This is a genomic window from Planomonospora antibiotica, from assembly GCF_014647955.1.
GTDB lineage: Bacteria > Actinomycetota > Actinomycetes > Streptosporangiales > Streptosporangiaceae > Planomonospora > Planomonospora parontospora.
The window spans coordinates 1-15282 of record NZ_BMQE01000040.1; the positions used below are offsets into that span (position 1 = coordinate 1).

Genomic DNA, 15282 nt, shown 5'->3' on the forward strand with positions numbered 1-15282 from the left:
GGGTCAGGGCGGCGGCGGTGGTCAGGGCGCGGGCGGCGAAGCGGGTGGTGAGGGTCATGGAAGCGGATGTCCTTTGCTGCGGCGACGAGGTCTGCGGCCGGTGGTGCCGGTGGCCGGTGCGGGCCCGTGTCGTAGCGGCCTACGACATCCAGTAAGCCGCCTGGACGTAGCGGTGCCAGTGCGGGACGGGTGCAGCCCGGTTGCCGGGACCGGGAAGTTCTAAAGTCCCGAAACCACCGGGGATCCCGGACCTCTCACGCGCCCGGGAACCGCGCCGTTCCCCGGGGGAGGCGGCGTGGCGCACGGGCCGTTCCCTGGGGGAGGCGGCGTGGCGCACGGGCCGTTCCCTGGGGGAGGCGGCGTGGCGCACGGGCCGTTCCCTGGGGGAGGCGGCGTGGCGCACGGGCCGGGCTCCCGATGACCGCGCGCTCGGGGCGGGAGACGCGGGTCCGGGCCGCCCGGGCGGCCTCCCGGGTCATGGCTGCGGTCCGGCGGCGTCGGCGGCGTCGGTGTCGGTGTCGGGGCGGGCGACGGGCAGGGTGAAGAAGAAGGTGGTGCCTCCTGCGGGCCGGGCTTCGGCCCAGATGTCACCGCCATGCCGGGTGATGATGCGCTGCACCAGGCTCAGGCCCATGCCGACGCTCTGGTAGGTGCCGGTGGGGTGCAGCCGCTGGAAGGGCGCGAACAGGTCCTCCAGCTGGCCGGGGTCGGGCGTGACGCCGTCGTCGTGGACGAGGTAGGTGGAAAAGCCCTCCGGTCCGGGCCGGTGCCCGACCTCGATATGGGCGATCGCCCTCTCCCGGGTGGATTCGACGGCGTTGTCCAGCAGGGTGGTCACCGCCTGCCGCAGCAGGGCGGGATCCCCCTGGCAGGGCGGCAGCTCGGCCAGGTCGAACCGGATGTCGCGGCCGGTCCGGCGCTCGGCCAGGTCCGCCCACACCTGGCCGGTGAGCGCGGCCAGGTCCACCCGCCGCAGGTCGACCTGACCGCGCTGCAGCCGGGAGAACGACAGCAGGGCGGCGATGAGATCGGCCATCCGGTCGGCGTTGGAGCGGATCTTCTCCACGAACAGGGCCGCCTCCTCGGCGGACATCCGCCCCGGGTAGTGCTCGGCGAGGACCTCGGCGTAGGCGCTCATCGCGGTCAGCGGGGTGCGCAGGTCGTGCGAGATGCTGGCGGCCAGCAGCTCCAGTTCGGTGTTGAAGGCGTGCAGTTCGGCGGCCTGGCGGCGCAGCTGCCGCTGCCCTTGGCGCCGCCGGTGCGCGATGTGCCCGATCGCCGCGGCGGCCACCAGGCCGAAGAGCGCGGCCGCCAGCAGGACGACCCCGAAGCGCCGCTGCGTCTCGTCCGCCGGGGCGTAGAGCCTGCGGTGCGGGGCCTCGGTCACCAGCCGCCAGCCGCCCGGCCAGACGGGGGCGGAGGTGTAGTGCCAATCCTCGCCCGCCGCGCGGTAGTCGCCGGCCGGGCTCCGCTCCAGCGCCGCGGCCAGGGGCGGGACGAGCCGGGACAGGGAGACGACCTGCGGGCCCAGGCTTCTGGTGGCGGCCACCACGTTGCCGAACCGGTCGACCAGGTAGGCGTGGCCGCCGGGGGGGACGACCGCCTCGCGCAGGTAGTCGCCGAGCGGGCTGTCGGCCGCGACGAGCCCTCCGGAGAAGACCCGCCGCCCGTGGGGGGTCGGGAACGGCACGGCGATCGCGGTGAGGGAGCGGCCGGGGACCACCACCGACGCGTACACGTCGGAGACGGTGATCCGGTCCCGCTGCAGGGCCAGGCGGACGTGCGCCAGGTCGTCCGTCAGGTCCCGGCCGACCAGGGCGGGCTGCTGCGGCCAGGAGAGCAGGACGCGGCCGCGGTCGTCGAACAGGATCATGGACGTGTAGCCCAGCCCCGCCCCGAACACCTCCAGCCGCTCCTGGCTGACGGTCCGGTCGGCCAGGGCCCTGGCGGCGTCCTGCCGCTGCCTGGTCGCGAGCCCGGTCAGGTAGGACCGGGTGAAGGCGGCCGCGACCTGGGTGCGCTGGGCCAGGCCCCCGTCCTCGGCGGCCCGCAGGAACCGGCCGGCCCACGTCCACGTGCCCGCCGCGAGCGCCACCAGCAGCAGCCACACCACCGGGCCGATGAGCACGGCGAACCGGCCGCGCAGTCTGCTCTGGCTGTCGGCCTCGGCCACGGCACCTCCGGATCCATCGCGACCTGACATTCCCGTGCCGCTCGGCGGACCGGCGACCGGCTCGCCCCGGGCGCGAAGACGAGGACGAGGACCAGGACGAGCCGATGATGACACTCGGTAACAGTCGAACACACAAAGCCAACCACTGCTCCCACGGGTCGGACGCCGCCTCCGGCCGGTCCGGGAACCCTCGTCCGAGGGAGCGCGGACCGCCGGCGGCGTCACGGAGTGGGCCGGTCCGGCCGCTCAGGTGCCGAGGAGCTCCATGATGCGCAGGGCGCCCGGGCCGATGATGATCACGAAAAGGGCGGGGAAGAGGCAGAACAGCAACGGGAAGAGGATCTTGATGGGGACCTTCTGCGCGGCCTCCTCGGCGCGCTGGCGGCGGCGCAGCCGCATCTCCCTGGACTGCTCGCGCAGCACGTTCGCGATCGGCACGCCGAGCTCCCCGGCCTGCACCACCGCGGCGGCGAAGCCGCGCAGCTCCACCACGGTCGTGCGGCCCGCCATGGCCCGCAGCGCGTCGCTGCGCGGCTTGCCGATCTGCATCTCGCGCAGCACCCGGGCGAACTCGCCCGCCATCGGCCCCTCGGCGTTGGACCGCACCTGCGCCACGGCCGCGTCGAAGCCCAGGCCCGCCTCCACGCTGACGGTGAGCATGTCCAGCACGTCCGGGAGGGTCCTGGCGATCTCCTGCTGGCGGCGCACGCCGAGGTTGTAGACCAGCAGGTCGGGCAGGAGGAACCCGGCGGCCGCGCCCGCCGCCGCGCCGATGAGCGCCCCGGAGCCGCCGAGGCCGGAGCCGTACAGCGGGCCCAGCAGGGCGCCGCCCGCCAGACCCATGCCCTTGGCCTGCATGACCCGCTCGGCGGGCCATTTCGACGGGTTGCCCGCGTACGACAGCGAGCGGTGCAGCCGGGCGACCAGCCCGCCGGGGGTGAGCCGGCGGCCGAGTTCGCCGAACCTGGCGGCGAGCGGGCGGAGCACGCGGTCGGCGAACGGCTCGGCCGCGGGCTCGGGCGGTGCCGCGCCCGCGCCGTAGACGTCCTCGACGGCGGCCAGCCGCGCCGCCGCCACCCTCCGCCCGCCGCGGCCCGCGGTCAGCGCCCTCCAGGCGAGCACGACGGCGCCGATCAGCGCCCCGAACCCGGCCATCAGCGTCAGTGCCCCCACCGGCTCAGACCTCCACCTTGATCAGGCGGCTCATCCAGAAGGCGCCGACGGCGACCAGCAGCACCGCGGCGCAGAGCATGACGACGCCGAGCGGCTCGGTGTAGAGGGGGCGCACGTACTCCCCGCGGATGAGGAACATCCAGGCGCCGATGCCGATCGGCAGCGCGATCAGGACGTAGGCCGACAGGCGGCCCTCGGCGGTGAGCGCGCGCACGTGGCGGCGGAGCCGGGCGCGCTCGCGCATGGTGTCCACCGCGGTCGCCATGATCTCGGCCAGGTTGCCGCCGACCTCGCGCTGGATGCGGATGGCCATGACCAGCCAGGACAGGTCCCGGCACCGGGTGCGTCCGGCGGTCTTCTCCAGCGCGTCCTCCAGGTCGACGCCGAGCCGGGTCTCGGCCAGGGCCCGGCCGAACTCGGTGCTGACGGGTTCGGCCGACTCCCGTACCAGGGCGGCCAGCGCCTGCCCGAGGGAGAATCCGGAGCGCAGCGAGCCGACGACCAGCTGCAGGGCGTCGGGCAGGTGCTCGGCGAACAGCCGGGCCCGCCGGTCCGCCCGGTGCCGCCGGTACAGCTCGCAGCCCGCCCAGGCCGGGCCGGGCCCGAGCAGGATCCCGGCGGCGGGGGACAGCAGCAGGCCGAGCAGGAGGGCGCCGCCGAACGCCACGCCGACCCGCAGCAGCGTCCACTCGTGGGGCAGCAGCTTCATGCCCGCCTCCTCGAGCCGGGCGGTGATGCGCTCGTGGCGTCCGCGGGCGCGCACCACCTTCTCGGTGAGGGCCAGGGCCGCGCCCGGCACGCCGAGGACCGCCCCGCCCGCCGTGCCGGGGCCGCCCGCGGGTACGGCGCGGCGCTGCGTGAAGCGCTCCAGCTGGGCGAGCCGGTCGGCGGGCAGGCCGCGCCGGGGCCGGGCGAACGCCGCGGCGGCCGCCGCCAGGGACAGCAGCAGCGCGGCGCCCCCGGCCGGATAGAGCCAGGCGGGCGGCCCGGCGGGGGCGGTGACGGCCGCGGGCGGAGCGGCGGAGGGGGCGGCCCGGGGCCCGGCCGCGAAGGTCACGGCCGTGGTCGCGTTCGCGGCCTTCCCCGCGGTCCGCACCTCGACGGTCAGGCGCGCGGTCCGGCCGGCCAGGGAGCCGGGCACCCGCACGGTGACCCGGACCGGCGCGGAGAACGAGGCCGCCGCCGACAGGAACGCCGCCGCCAGCTGCCCGCCCTCGGCGGCGCGGCGGACCCGGCCGCTCCCGGACGCGGCCAGCCGCCGCAGCGCCTCCTCGTCGGTCCCCGCGCCGAACGCCACCACGTCGACGGGGACCGGGTCGCGCCGCAGGTGCAGGGCGAGCAGGTTCAGGGAGGTGCCGGAGGCGGTGTCGGCCCCGTCGGACAGGACGAGCAGCCGCCGGTCGCCGCCCCGGCCGGCCAGCAGCTCCCGGCCGGCGGCGACGCCGTCGTACAGGGCGGTGCTGCCGGACGCCCGCAGGCCGCGCACCGCCGCGGTGAACGCCCCGCGGTCGCCGGTGGGCTCCAGCAGGGTCTCGGCCCGGTCGCCGACCCGCACCAGGCCGAGCCGGACGTCGGCGGGCACGGCGCGGGCGTAGCGGAGCGCGGCGTTGCGCGCCTGGGTCATGGCCGGACCGGACATCGAGCCGCTGGCGTCGAAGACGATCACGACGCTCCTGGCCGGTCCGGGCGCGCCCGCGGTCCCCGCCGGTTCGGTGGTGGCGGCCAGCCGTACGGCCCCGGCGCGCACGGTGATCTCCGCCTCCTCCAGGGAGACGCCTTCGGGCAGGTCGCGGGCCGTCAGGTAGAACTCCGCCGCGCCGGGGACGACCCGTACGGCGCTGACCGCCAGCGAGGGATCGTCCGCCGCCGCGGTGCCGGAGAGCGAGGACGCGGCACCGGGTGCCGCCGCGGCGGGTCCCGGCGGCAGCAGGGCCAGCACGGCCAGTACCGCCGGCACCAGGCCGAGCGCGACGGCTCTCGCCGCGGCCGCCGGATTCACCGGGCGCCGCCGAAGAGTCCCGGCGGGATGGTGACGCCCGCCTTGGCGATCTCGTCGAGGAACGACGGCCGCAGCCCCGTGGGCACCAGCGTGCCGCGGTAGCGGCCCGTCTCGTCGATCCCGGCGCGGTAGTCGAAGGCGAAGATGTCCTGGAGGGTGATGATGTCGCCCTCCATGCCGGTCACCTCGGTGACGTGGGTGATCCGGCGCACGCCGTCCTTCATCCGGGTCACCTGCACGATGACGTCGACGGCGGAGGCGATCTGCTCGCGGATCGCCCGCGCGGGCAGGTCCACCCCGGCCATCAGCACCATCGTCTCCAGCCGGGCCAGCGTGTCGCGCGGCGTGTTGGCGTGCACGGTGGTCAGGGAGCCGTCGTGGCCGGTGTTCATCGCCTGCAGCATGTCGAGCGCGGCGCCGTCGCGGACCTCGCCGACGACGATCCGGTCCGGGCGCATGCGCAGCGCGTTGCGGACCAGGTCCCGGATGGTCACCTCGCCCCGGCCCTCGGTGTTGGCGGGGCGCGACTCCAGGCGCAGCACGTGCTTCTGGCGCAGCTGCAGTTCGGCGGCGTCCTCGATGGTGACGATGCGGTCGCCGGCCGGCACGAAGCCCGACAGCACGTTGAGCGTGGTGGTCTTGCCCGAGCCGGTGCCGCCGCTGATCACCATGTCGAGGCGGCCGCGCACGCAGGCCTCCAGCACCTGGGCCACCGGCCGGGTGAACGTGCCGAAGGCGATCAGATCGTCGACGGTGTAGGGGTCGGCGGAGAACTTGCGGATGGTCAGCAGCGAGCCGTCCAGCGCGATGGGGGCGACGACGGCGTTGACCCGGCTGCCGTCCGGCAGGCGGGCGTCGACCATCGGGCTGGCCTCGTCGACGTGGCGGCCCACCCGCGAGACGATGCGGTCGATGACGCGCCGCAGGTGGGCGTCGTCGGTGAAGCGCGCGCCGACCTCCTCGATGCGCCCGGCGCGCTCCACGAAGACCAGTCCGGGGCCGTTGACCATGATCTCGGTGACGTCGGGGTCGCGCAGCAGCGGTTCCAGCGGGCCGTGGCCGAGGATGTCGTCGGCGACCTCGGCGGCGACGCGGGCCCGGTCGGCGGCCGTCAGCGGCGTCTCCTCCGCGGCCAGCACCTCGCCGATGGTCTCGCGCACCCTGCGCCGCAGGTCGTCGTCGTCGCCCATGTCGGCGTACATCTGCGGGCCGAGCACGTCCAGCAGCGCCTGGTGGGCGCGGCGGCGCACCTGCGCGAGCGGGTCCTCCGGCCCGGCCTGCGCCTGCGCGGGCGTCCCGGTCCCGTCCCGGCCGTTCCGCGGCCCGGGGTCGGCCCGGTGACCGGTGCGGTGGCCTGCGCGGTGGTCGGCGGGGTGGCCGGTCTGCGGGGCGCCGGCGGCCTGGCGCCGGGCGATGCGGTCGCCGAGTCCCATCCCGTGTCACCCGCCCTTGCGCCGCAGCAGTCCGCGCCGCCCGCGCCCGCGCCGGGGCTCCTGCGCCGGTGCGGCGTGCAGGTGCCGGACGGCGAGGTCGGCGACGGCGCGGCTGACCGGGTGGGCCGGGTCGCCGGCGGCGAGCGGCACGCCCCGGTTCAGCGAGAGCGGAACGTCCGCGCTGGAGGGGACGTGCGCGTGCGGCGGGACCTTCAGCACCCGCTCGACGTCCTGCGGGGTCAGCCCGACCGGTGAGCCGGACCGGTTGAGGGTCACGACGCGCCGCTCGGCGGGCTGGCCGAGCAGGTCGAGCGTCTCCAGCGCGATGCGGGTGTTCTTCAGCGTCAGCACGTCGGGCGCCGAGAGCACCAGCAGGTGGTCGGTCAGGTCGAGGGCGGCCAGCACGGGGTCGGAGAAGTGCGGGGGCGTGTCGACGACGACGTAGTCGAACATGCCGCGGGCCAGCCGGAGCACCTCGCCCACCAGGGCGCCGTCGATCTGCTCGCCGTCGGTGGGGCGCATGGGCGCCAGCAGCGTCTCCAGACCCGGCCGGTAGGGGGTCAGCAGCGAGCGCAGGCCGGTCTCGTCGAGCCGGTCGGCCATGGCGACGGCGTCGGCGAGCCCGCGCTCGGGGGTGAGCTGCAGCGCGATCGCCACGTCGCCGAACTCCACGTCCAGGTCCACGAGCAGGACCCGGTGGCGGCCGTCGGCGGCGAGCGTCACCGCGAGGTTGGTGGCGATCGCGGTCTTGCCGCAGCCGCCCTTGGTGGCCAGCACCGTGACGATCCGGCCTGGCCGCCCGCCGGGCCCGCCCTCCGCGCCGGCGGCCGGGAGCGCGCCCGGCGCGCCCGGGGCGTTCGGCCAGGGGGCGGCGGCCAGGTGCCGCGACAGTTCCAGCGAGCGCTCGCACGCCTGCCGTACGGCCTGCGGGTCGCCGGGGTCGGCGATCTCGCGGATCCCGGCGCGCAGCGCCTCCCGCAGCAGGGCGGGGCCGGCGTCGGCGCGCAGCAGCACCACGCCGGTCGCCGGGCCGCGCAGCCGCTGCTCGGCGGCGAAGGCCGTCGCCTCGGCGGTCCCGGCGCCGGGGCCGAAGACCACGAGCGGCTCGCCGGGGTCGGCGGCCAGGAGCGCGGCCAGCTCGTGCGGGTCCGCCGCGATGCGGGCGGGCGGGTCCAGGAGCGCGGCCAGCCGCGCCGCCTCGGCGGGCCGCGGCTCGTACAGGACGGTCAACGCCGCCTCCCTCCGGTGGTGCCGCCGCTCCGGTCAGCGGAACAGCGAGCGGTTGTCGACGCCGGCGCCGGGGCCGACGTCGGTGGTGTCGGTGAGCAGGCCCAGGTAGAGGGTGCCGGTCTGGGCGGCGTGCACCAGCCGTTCGGCCTCGTCCTGGTTGACGGCCACGGTGACCAGCAGGGTCCGCTCCACCTCCTGCTCGGCGGTCTCGGGCGCGGCGGGGCGCGGGCCGACGGCCAGCACCTCGACGCGGGGCAGCAGCACCCGGGTGGCCCGGTTGACGGTGTGCCCCTCGGCGAGCCGGTCGCCGGAGGGCACGCCCTGCTCGCCCTTGAGGACGTTGAAGGTGTCGAAGACGGCGACCCGGGTGCCGGGGCGCACGTAGCCGGCGACGTCGGCGGCGGCGCTCAGCTCCACCGCGACGGCCATCCTGCCCTCGGGGATCTCCAGCCCTCCGGCGGCCGGGCTCGGCTCGGCGAACGCACCGCGCAGCAGCAGCTGGCGCGGCTGGATCTCCGCGGTGACCCGCAGCGCGTCCAGGGAGGCGTCGAGGGCGCCCAGCGCGTCGGCCGGGACGGTCTCGGCGGGCATCCGCACCGCTTCGGCGTAGCCGCCGGTGCGCACGCGCTCGCCGGTGGTCCCGGCCGGGATGCGTTCGGCGGCGACCAGTACGGTGACCGCCTTCTTGCCCGCCAGCGCGCGGGACTCGGCGCCGGAGACGTAGGAGAGCACCGCGGCGGTGCCCAGCGCGGCCAGGGCCAGGGCGGCCAGCAGCATGAGGAGCCGTGACCTCACCGGCGTGCCCGCCCGGACGGCGCCGCGGCGGAGGCGCCCGCGAGCCCGCTCGCGAACGGGCTCGCGAACGGCCTCGCGGGCGGGTTCAGCCGAGACATGGCATGACTCCTCTGCCGGACAGGGTCACCGGCCCGTCCAGGCCGCCGCCGAACATCGTGGCGAGCCCCGCCACGGGGGTGATGAACTCGAAGGCGTGCCCGACCTCGACGACGGCGTCGGCGTCGGGGCCGGGAGTCGCGGAGCAGCCGGTCGCCGTGACCGTCAGGGGTGACAGGCCCTGCGCGGCCGACCGCACGCGGGGCCCGGCGGAGTGGCCGAGGGCCACGGCCCTCGCACCCTCCCGGGCCGCCTCGGTGAGCGTGATCTGGGCGTTGAACATCCGCCCGAAATCGATGATCGCGAACAGCAGGAACAGGATCACCGGGAGCATCAGCGCCGTCTCCACGGAGGCGGCGCCGCGCTCGCCGGAGGAGCCGCCGACGGTCAGCCGATCTGCCCGAGGATCTCGTTGAACTTCAGGTCGAGGCCCTGGCCGAGCAGGATCACGGTGCCGACGATGACGGCGGCGATGAGGGCGACCATGAGGCCGTACTCCACGGCGGTGGCGCCGCGCTCGGAGTCGTCGCGCAGGGCCTGGAGCTTGAGCAGGAGACGGGTGGTCATGGGTCACTCCTCCGTGAGTCACGCGCGGTCGGCGGCAGGACGCCGCCGACTGTTGCTTTCCGTAAGGTGACCACTACGGTAAGTCCTGTTTTGTTGCGAAAATGGTTATAAGACGGGTGCAGGTTGGTTGCACGCTACTTTTCGCGTTTGATTACCCACGAACCGTAGTCGGGTCCGCGCGGCGAGGCTTCCGGGACGGCGGTCCGGGGCCAGGGACGGGAGCGGGCTCAGGGACGGGAGCGGGCCAGCAGGGCGCCGACGCGGGCCGCCAGCTCGCGCGGACTGAACGGCTTGATCATGTAGTCGTCGGCGCCCGCCCGGAAGCCCTCCTCCACGTCGGCCTCCTGCGCCTTCGAGGTCAGCATGAGCACCACCACGCCCTCCATGCCGGGCATGGCGCGCAGCCTGCGGCACACCTCCGGTCCCGGCAGGCCCGGCATCATCCAGTCGAGGATGACCAGGTCCGGCCGCTCCTGCTCCAGCGCGGCCAGTGCCTCGGTCCCGTCGTTGGCCGCGCGCACCGTGTGGCCGCTCTGCTCCAGCCGGAACACGGTCAGGTCCCGGATGTCGACGTCGTCCTCGACGATCAGAATGCCAGCCATGATCAACTCCACGACGGTTCGCTGCCGGGAACTGCCCCGATCGGCGGTTCATACCCGGTCCGGCGCTTTTAGCCGCAGCCCGGCCGGTCCCGTGATCCTCGACCGGCTCCCGCCGGTCCCGCGGTCCTCAACTGGCCCCCGCCGCGTCCGATGGACAGGAAGAGGCGTCCTCGGCCGGACGCCGCCTGCGCCGTACCCGACCGGCGGGGCGGCGGCGCCGCGGAGGAGGGCGCCGCCGCCGTCCTCCCGCCGATAGGACCACCATGCCTCTGCCCGTTGTGCGCCGTCTCCGCCGGCCGGGCCGCACCGGCGGCGTGGTCCCGGCCTGCGTCCTGCTGGTGTCCGGACTGGCGGTCTCCTTCCTGATGGCGGTGACCCTGGCGGGCGCGCAGGGCCGGCAGGCCGACGAGCGCATGGACCGCCACCTGGAGGCCGTGCGCGCCGCCGTGGCCGGGGAGGCCTACCGGCGCGCGGAGACCCTCGGCCACCTGGCGGCCTCGGTGGGCGTGCAGGAGGACCTGACCGCCCAGGACTTCGAGGCGCTCACCTTCCGGCTCGCGTTCCGGGGGATGCCCGGCATCACCGACGTGGGCTACGTCGTCTCCGTCCCCGACACGCAGGTGCAGGCCGTACAGCGGGCCTGGCGGCGCAGGGGGGCGGCGAACCTGAGCCTGCGGCCGGTGGGCACCGCCGAGCACCGGTTCGTGGTGCTCGACCGGAGCCTGGACACGGTCTCGCCCGCTCTCGGCTCGGACCTGATGGCCGCCCGGGAGCCCTCCGAGGCGCTGGACGCCGCCCGCGCCGGCGGGCAGGTCACCGCGAGCCGCGCCTACGTGCTGCTCCGGGACCGGATGCTGCCCGCCGCCCGGCAGCAGACGTCGTTCCTGCTGGTCGCCCCGGTCTACGGCGCGGGCGACGCGCCCGACGCCGGGCTGCTGCGCGGCTGGCTGGCGATGGGCGTGCGGGGCGGCGACTTCATCGACGGCACGCTGCGGCAGGTCTCCCAGGGCAGGGTCAACGTGACGCTCTCCGACGTCTCCGTGCCGGGCGGGGAACGCCCGATGGCCACCGTACGGGCCGGGGAGCCGCTCGCCGGCGCCCGCCTGCACCGCGAGACCAGCATGGACGTCGCCGGCCGTACGTGGCGGCTCCAGGTCGACCCCACGACGGGCCTCGTCTCCGCCGCCGAGCGCCGCCTGCACCTGGTGGTCCTGGTCGGCGGGGCGGTGATCAGCCTCCTGCTGGCCGGTCTGGTGCTGATCCTGGCCACCTCGCGGGACCGGGCGCTGGCGCACGTGGAGCAGGCGACCGCGGCGCTGAGGGCCGACATCGCCGAGCGCCGCCGGGTGGAGGCCCGGCTGCGCGAGCGGGAGACCGAGCTGGAGAGGTTCGCCGCCGTCGCGGCCCACGACCTGAAATCCCCCCTCACCGTGATCGCGGGCTACTCCGAGCTGGTGGAGGACCACCTCGCCGACGGCGCGGGCGAGCAGGTGAGCGGCTGGCTGCAGCGCATCCGGGGCGGCACGGGCAGGATGCAGCGGCTCATCGACGACCTGCTCGCCTACGCCGGGGCCGGGGACGCCTCGCTGGAGCCGGCCGAGGTCGACCTGGAACGGCTGGTCGCCGACATCGTCATGGACCGCACCGCCCATCTCCGGCACGACCGGCCGCACATCGAGATCGGCCGCCTGCCGGTGGTCACCGCCGACCCGGCCCGGCTCCGGCAGGTCATGGACAACCTGATCGGCAACGCCGTCAAGTACGTCCGGCACGGCACCGTGGCGCAGATCGACATCAGCGCCGAGCGCGACGGGCCGATGTGGCGCGTCACGGTCGCCGACCACGGCATCGGGATCGCCCCGGACCAGCGCGACGCCGTCTTCGCCGCCTTCGGCCGGGCGCGCGGGAGCGAGGGCTACCCGGGCACGGGGCTGGGGCTGGCCATCTGCCGCCGGATCGTCGACCACCACGGCGGGGAGATCCGGGCCGAGGAGAACTCCGGAGGCGGGACCCGCTTCGTCTTCACCCTGCCGGTGGTCCCCGGCGTCCCCGGCCGGGACGCGCTCACCGAGGACGGGACCGGCGGCGCCGGCGGCGGTCCCGGGGGCGGCTCCGACGGGGGCGCCGACGGAGGGCCGCTGTACTCCGCCCCCGGACCCGACCGCCGTTAGGGCGGGCGGCCGCGGCGGCGGGCGACCGGATCGGCGCACCTTTCTCAAGTGCCGCCGCGGGCGGCCGATGGTAGCGGGGACCGACTCCGTATGACTCGAAGACCTAGAACCGCATGGGGGGCAGTGATGACGATCACGGCTGAGATGATTCCGCAGACCGACCCGCTGCAGATCGCTGACCGGTGTGACCAGTGCGGAGCTCAGGCGTTCGTCCGTGTCGTCTTCCGCCGGAACAAGGACCTCCTGTTCTGCGGGCACCACTACAGCAAGCACGAGCCGGCGCTGATGACCTCCTACCCGTACGCGGTGGTCTACGACGAGCGCCGCAGGATCAACCAGAAGCCGAGCCTGTCCGCCAACGCCGACTGAGCTCCGCACCGGCACCGGGCCCGTCCCGGCCGGACCGCCGCCGGGCCCTCCCGGCCGGCGCACCGTTCCTCCCGGCCCCCGGCCGGCGCCGCTCACCCGCGGACGCCGCCCGGGGGCCGTCCGGCGTCCGGCGGCCGGGGACTCTCAGGGGCCGTCCGGCGTCCGGCGGCCGGGGACTCTCAGGGGCCGTCCGGCGTCCGGGGGCCGGGGACTCTCAGGGGGCGGCCGGCAGGGTGAAGTGGAACCGGGTCCCGCCGCCGGGGTTGTCCCGGGCGCCGATGGTGCCGCCGTGGCGTTCCACGATGCGCTTGCAGATGGCCAGGCCCAGACCGCTGCCGGTGTAGCCGGCGGTGTGGTGGGCGCGGTGGAAGTTCTCGAAGACCGCCTCGTGCTGCCCGGGCGGGATGCCGATGCCGCGGTCGGAGACCTCGACGCGGACCCACCCCTCCTCCTCCGCGGGCCCGGCGGTGACGGTGATCTCCGGTACGGCGCCCGGCGCGACGTACTTGGTCGCGTTGCCGATCAGGTTGTCCAGCAGCTGGCGCAGGAGCACCGGGTCGGCCTCCACCCTGGGCAGGTCTCCGACGTGGAAGCGGGGCCGCGGCCGCTGCTCCCTGCCCGCCGCCGCGTCGTCGCCGCCGCGCGTGGCGATGACCTCCCGCACGGCCTCCCCCAGGTCGACCGGGACCGGGGACAGGGCCGCGGCCCGGGAGACGCTGTGCGTGAGCAGGTCGTTGATCAGGTTGCGCATGCGGGCGGAGGCGTGCCGGATGCGGGCGATGCTCTCGACGGCCATGTCCGGCGCGCTGCCGGGCACGGTCTCGGCGGTCTCGTCCAGGACGTCGATCCAGCCGTCCACGGCCGACAGGGGATTGCGCAGGTCGTGCGCGACGACCCCGGCGAACGCGGCGAGCTCGTCGCGGTCGCGGCGTTCGGCGGTGACGTCGTGGAAGACCACCACGACCGCGGCCTCGCCCTCGACCCCGGTCCCGATGGGCAGACGGGTCGCGCTGACGCTGAACATGCGGCCCTCGGGCATGGCGCGGTTGCGCACGAGCAGGTCCACGGCGCGGATCTCCCGGCCGGCCAGGGCCTGCCGGTACGGCAGCTCCGCCTCGTCCATGGGCGTGCCGTCGGGGTGGAACAGCCCGAAGTGCCCGACGTCGACGCCGGCCGTGCCGGGAGCGGGGGCGTGGACGGGGACGGGGACGTCGGGCGGTCCCAGGTCGTCGAGCAGGCCCGCGGCGGCGCGGTTGCGCATGAGGAAGCGCCCCGCGGAGTCGATGACGACCAGCCCGTCGTGCATGGCGTCCACGATCGTGGCCAGGAGCCCGGCCTGCGCGGAGGCCGACTCCTCGGCGGCGGCGAGCCGCCGCAGGAGCGCGTCGCGCTCGTCGCGGCCGAGCGCGAGCGCGAGCCCGACCACGGCGACCATCGCGACGAAGGCCTGCGCGACGAACGCCCGGACGGGCGGCGAGCCGATCGTCGCGAACGGGCCGTGCCCGTACAGGGTGAACAGGATGGCGGTCGCGCCGACGAGCAGGTCGTGCAGGACGACGAAGGTCGTGTTGAAGCGCAGGCCGGCCCAGACCGTCACCACGAGCAGCGGGAACGCCAGGGGCAGGCCGTGGTTCAGGCCGAACGCCACGACGTACGCCGTGGCGGACGCCAGCACCAGGGCCGCGTACTCGGCCTTCCGCCACCGGGGGGCCGTGCGCAGCGCGTCCCGCGCGGCGGACCAGGCGGAGCCGGGCCCGGGGCGCAGGGGGTGGACGCGGAACAGCGCCGCCAGGCGCAGCCCGACCCCGCCGATCAGCACGATGCTGACGATGTTGCGCGCGATCCACACCCACGTGCCCAGCCACGACACGTGGGCGCCGATCAGCCACATCCCAGCCGAGACGACGGCCGCCCCGCAGAGCGTGGCCCCGGCCGCGGCCTGCAGCAGCCGCCACAGCTGCCGCACCCGGACGAGCTCGCCCAGGCCCTCGGCCGCCCAGGACTCCGGGGATAATCGCCCGAACAGGATCAGGAACGCCCCCACCTGGGCCAGGTTGGCCGCCGCGAAGCAGGCGGCGAGCCCGAGGGGGGCACCGGTCCACAGGTTGGCGGCGAACGTGCACACCGCGAACGCCGCCAGGTCCGGCCACCGCCTCCGGACGCGGCGCTGCGCCAGGAACCACAGCACCGACACCCCCGCGGCGGGCCACACCAGGCTGAGGGTGGTCCCCTCGATCAGGGTCATCCGGCCGGCGAGCGTGGCCGCCAGGTACAGCGCGGCGAACACGGCGGTACGGCGCAGCGCCGCCCCCGGCGGCACCCCGCCCGCCGGACCGGGCCGCGGTTCCGGCGACCGGTCCGGTCCGGCTCCGCGCCCGGCGAGCGGTCCTGCCTCGGTGTGCGATGCCACAGAGGTCTCGTCCCCCGGAGCGGGCCGCGGTAACGGGACGGCCCGGGCCGCAGGCCCGCCGGGGACGGGAGCGGTTCCGGAGCGGACCGGGAGCGGGACCGGCGGCGACCGGAGCGGACCGGGAGCGGGACCGGAGCGGCCGGTCGTGTCCGCGGCCGACGCCCCGCCCCGTTCGGGCCGCCCCGGTAGCGTCGTCAGTCCGCGGAACCGCCGATCTGCGGGCCGTACCCCATTTCCTGCGGAGATTCCTCACATGCAGCCCTG

The 15282-nt window shown here is 75.8% G+C and carries 12 protein-coding genes; 2 read left to right on the forward strand and 10 right to left on the reverse strand.

Going from position 1 to position 15282, the window contains the following annotated elements; genetic code table 11:
* Window positions 1-475: 475 nt before the first annotated feature.
* The 9 genes from IEZ06_RS27415 to IEZ06_RS27455 all read right to left on the reverse strand — a co-directional run bounded on the left by IEZ06_RS27415 (window position 476) and on the right by IEZ06_RS27455 (window position 10068).
* Complete coding sequence (locus IEZ06_RS27415; RefSeq protein ID WP_189239570.1) at window positions 476-2173, reverse strand: sensor histidine kinase; 1698 nt, start codon at window positions 2171-2173, stop codon at window positions 476-478.
* Window positions 2174-2419: 246 nt separating this feature from the next.
* A complete protein-coding gene (locus IEZ06_RS27420; RefSeq protein WP_189239571.1) occupies window positions 2420-3346 on the reverse strand; it encodes a type II secretion system F family protein in 927 nt (308 codons plus the stop codon).
* A gap of 4 nt (window positions 3347-3350) precedes the next feature.
* Complete coding sequence (locus IEZ06_RS27425; RefSeq protein ID WP_189239572.1) at window positions 3351-5345, reverse strand: type II secretion system F family protein; 1995 nt, start codon at window positions 5343-5345, stop codon at window positions 3351-3353.
* Window positions 5342-6778, reverse strand: coding sequence for a TadA family conjugal transfer-associated ATPase (locus IEZ06_RS27430; protein ID WP_189239573.1), 1437 nt, complete (start codon window positions 6776-6778; stop codon window positions 5342-5344). Before IEZ06_RS27430 ends, IEZ06_RS27425 begins: the two co-directional genes overlap by 4 nt.
* Window positions 6779-6784: 6 nt before the next feature.
* Window positions 6785-8008: a CpaE/TadZ family protein gene (locus IEZ06_RS27435; RefSeq protein WP_189239574.1), complete on the reverse strand. Its 1224-nt coding sequence runs from the start codon at window positions 8006-8008 to the stop codon at window positions 6785-6787.
* A gap of 33 nt (window positions 8009-8041) precedes the next feature.
* Window positions 8042-8803 (reverse strand): Flp pilus assembly protein CpaB, encoded by a 762-nt coding sequence (gene cpaB, locus IEZ06_RS27440; protein ID WP_189239575.1) that lies wholly within the window; start codon window positions 8801-8803, stop codon window positions 8042-8044.
* Between the two features lie 85 nt (window positions 8804-8888).
* Complete coding sequence (locus tag IEZ06_RS27445; RefSeq protein WP_268245633.1) at window positions 8889-9248, reverse strand: TadE/TadG family type IV pilus assembly protein; 360 nt, start codon at window positions 9246-9248, stop codon at window positions 8889-8891.
* A gap of 38 nt (window positions 9249-9286) precedes the next feature.
* Entirely contained in the window at window positions 9287-9466 is a 180-nt protein-coding gene (locus IEZ06_RS27450; RefSeq protein WP_189239577.1) for a Flp family type IVb pilin, read from the reverse strand.
* Window positions 9467-9693: 227 nt separating this feature from the next.
* Window positions 9694-10068: a response regulator transcription factor gene (locus IEZ06_RS27455; protein WP_189239578.1), complete on the reverse strand. Its 375-nt coding sequence runs from the start codon at window positions 10066-10068 to the stop codon at window positions 9694-9696.
* Window positions 10069-10331: 263 nt separating this feature from the next.
* Here IEZ06_RS27455 and IEZ06_RS27460 point away from each other — a divergent pair, with 263 nt between their 5' ends.
* Complete coding sequence (locus IEZ06_RS27460; protein ID WP_189239579.1) at window positions 10332-12239, forward strand: sensor histidine kinase; 1908 nt, start codon at window positions 10332-10334, stop codon at window positions 12237-12239.
* A 126-nt stretch (window positions 12240-12365) separates the two neighbouring features.
* Complete coding sequence (locus tag IEZ06_RS27465) at window positions 12366-12608, forward strand: DUF7455 domain-containing protein (RefSeq protein WP_189239580.1); 243 nt, start codon at window positions 12366-12368, stop codon at window positions 12606-12608.
* A 214-nt stretch (window positions 12609-12822) separates the two neighbouring features.
* Here the strand turns inward: IEZ06_RS27465 and IEZ06_RS27470 are convergent, their stop codons facing one another.
* On the reverse strand, window positions 12823-15018 hold the full coding sequence (locus IEZ06_RS27470) for a sensor histidine kinase (protein ID WP_203872329.1): 2196 nt from the start codon (window positions 15016-15018) through the stop codon (window positions 12823-12825).
* Window positions 15019-15282 lie beyond the last annotated feature (264 nt).

Bases quoted from the DNA above. Each gene is read 5' to 3' on its own strand.
- IEZ06_RS27430 (WP_189239573.1), bottom strand. From the start codon at position 6,778: ATGGGACTCGGCGACCGCATCGCCCGGCGCCAGGCCGCCGGCGCCCCG.
- IEZ06_RS27450 (WP_189239577.1), bottom strand. From the start codon at position 9,466: ATGACCACCCGTCTCCTGCTCAAGCTCCAGGCCCTGCGCGACGACTCC.
- IEZ06_RS27455 (WP_189239578.1), bottom strand. From the start codon at position 10,068: ATGGCTGGCATTCTGATCGTCGAGGACGACGTCGACATCCGGGACCTG.
- IEZ06_RS27460 (WP_189239579.1), top strand. From the start codon at position 10,332: ATGCCTCTGCCCGTTGTGCGCCGTCTCCGCCGGCCGGGCCGCACCGGC.
- IEZ06_RS27465 (WP_189239580.1), top strand. From the start codon at position 12,366: ATGACGATCACGGCTGAGATGATTCCGCAGACCGACCCGCTGCAGATC.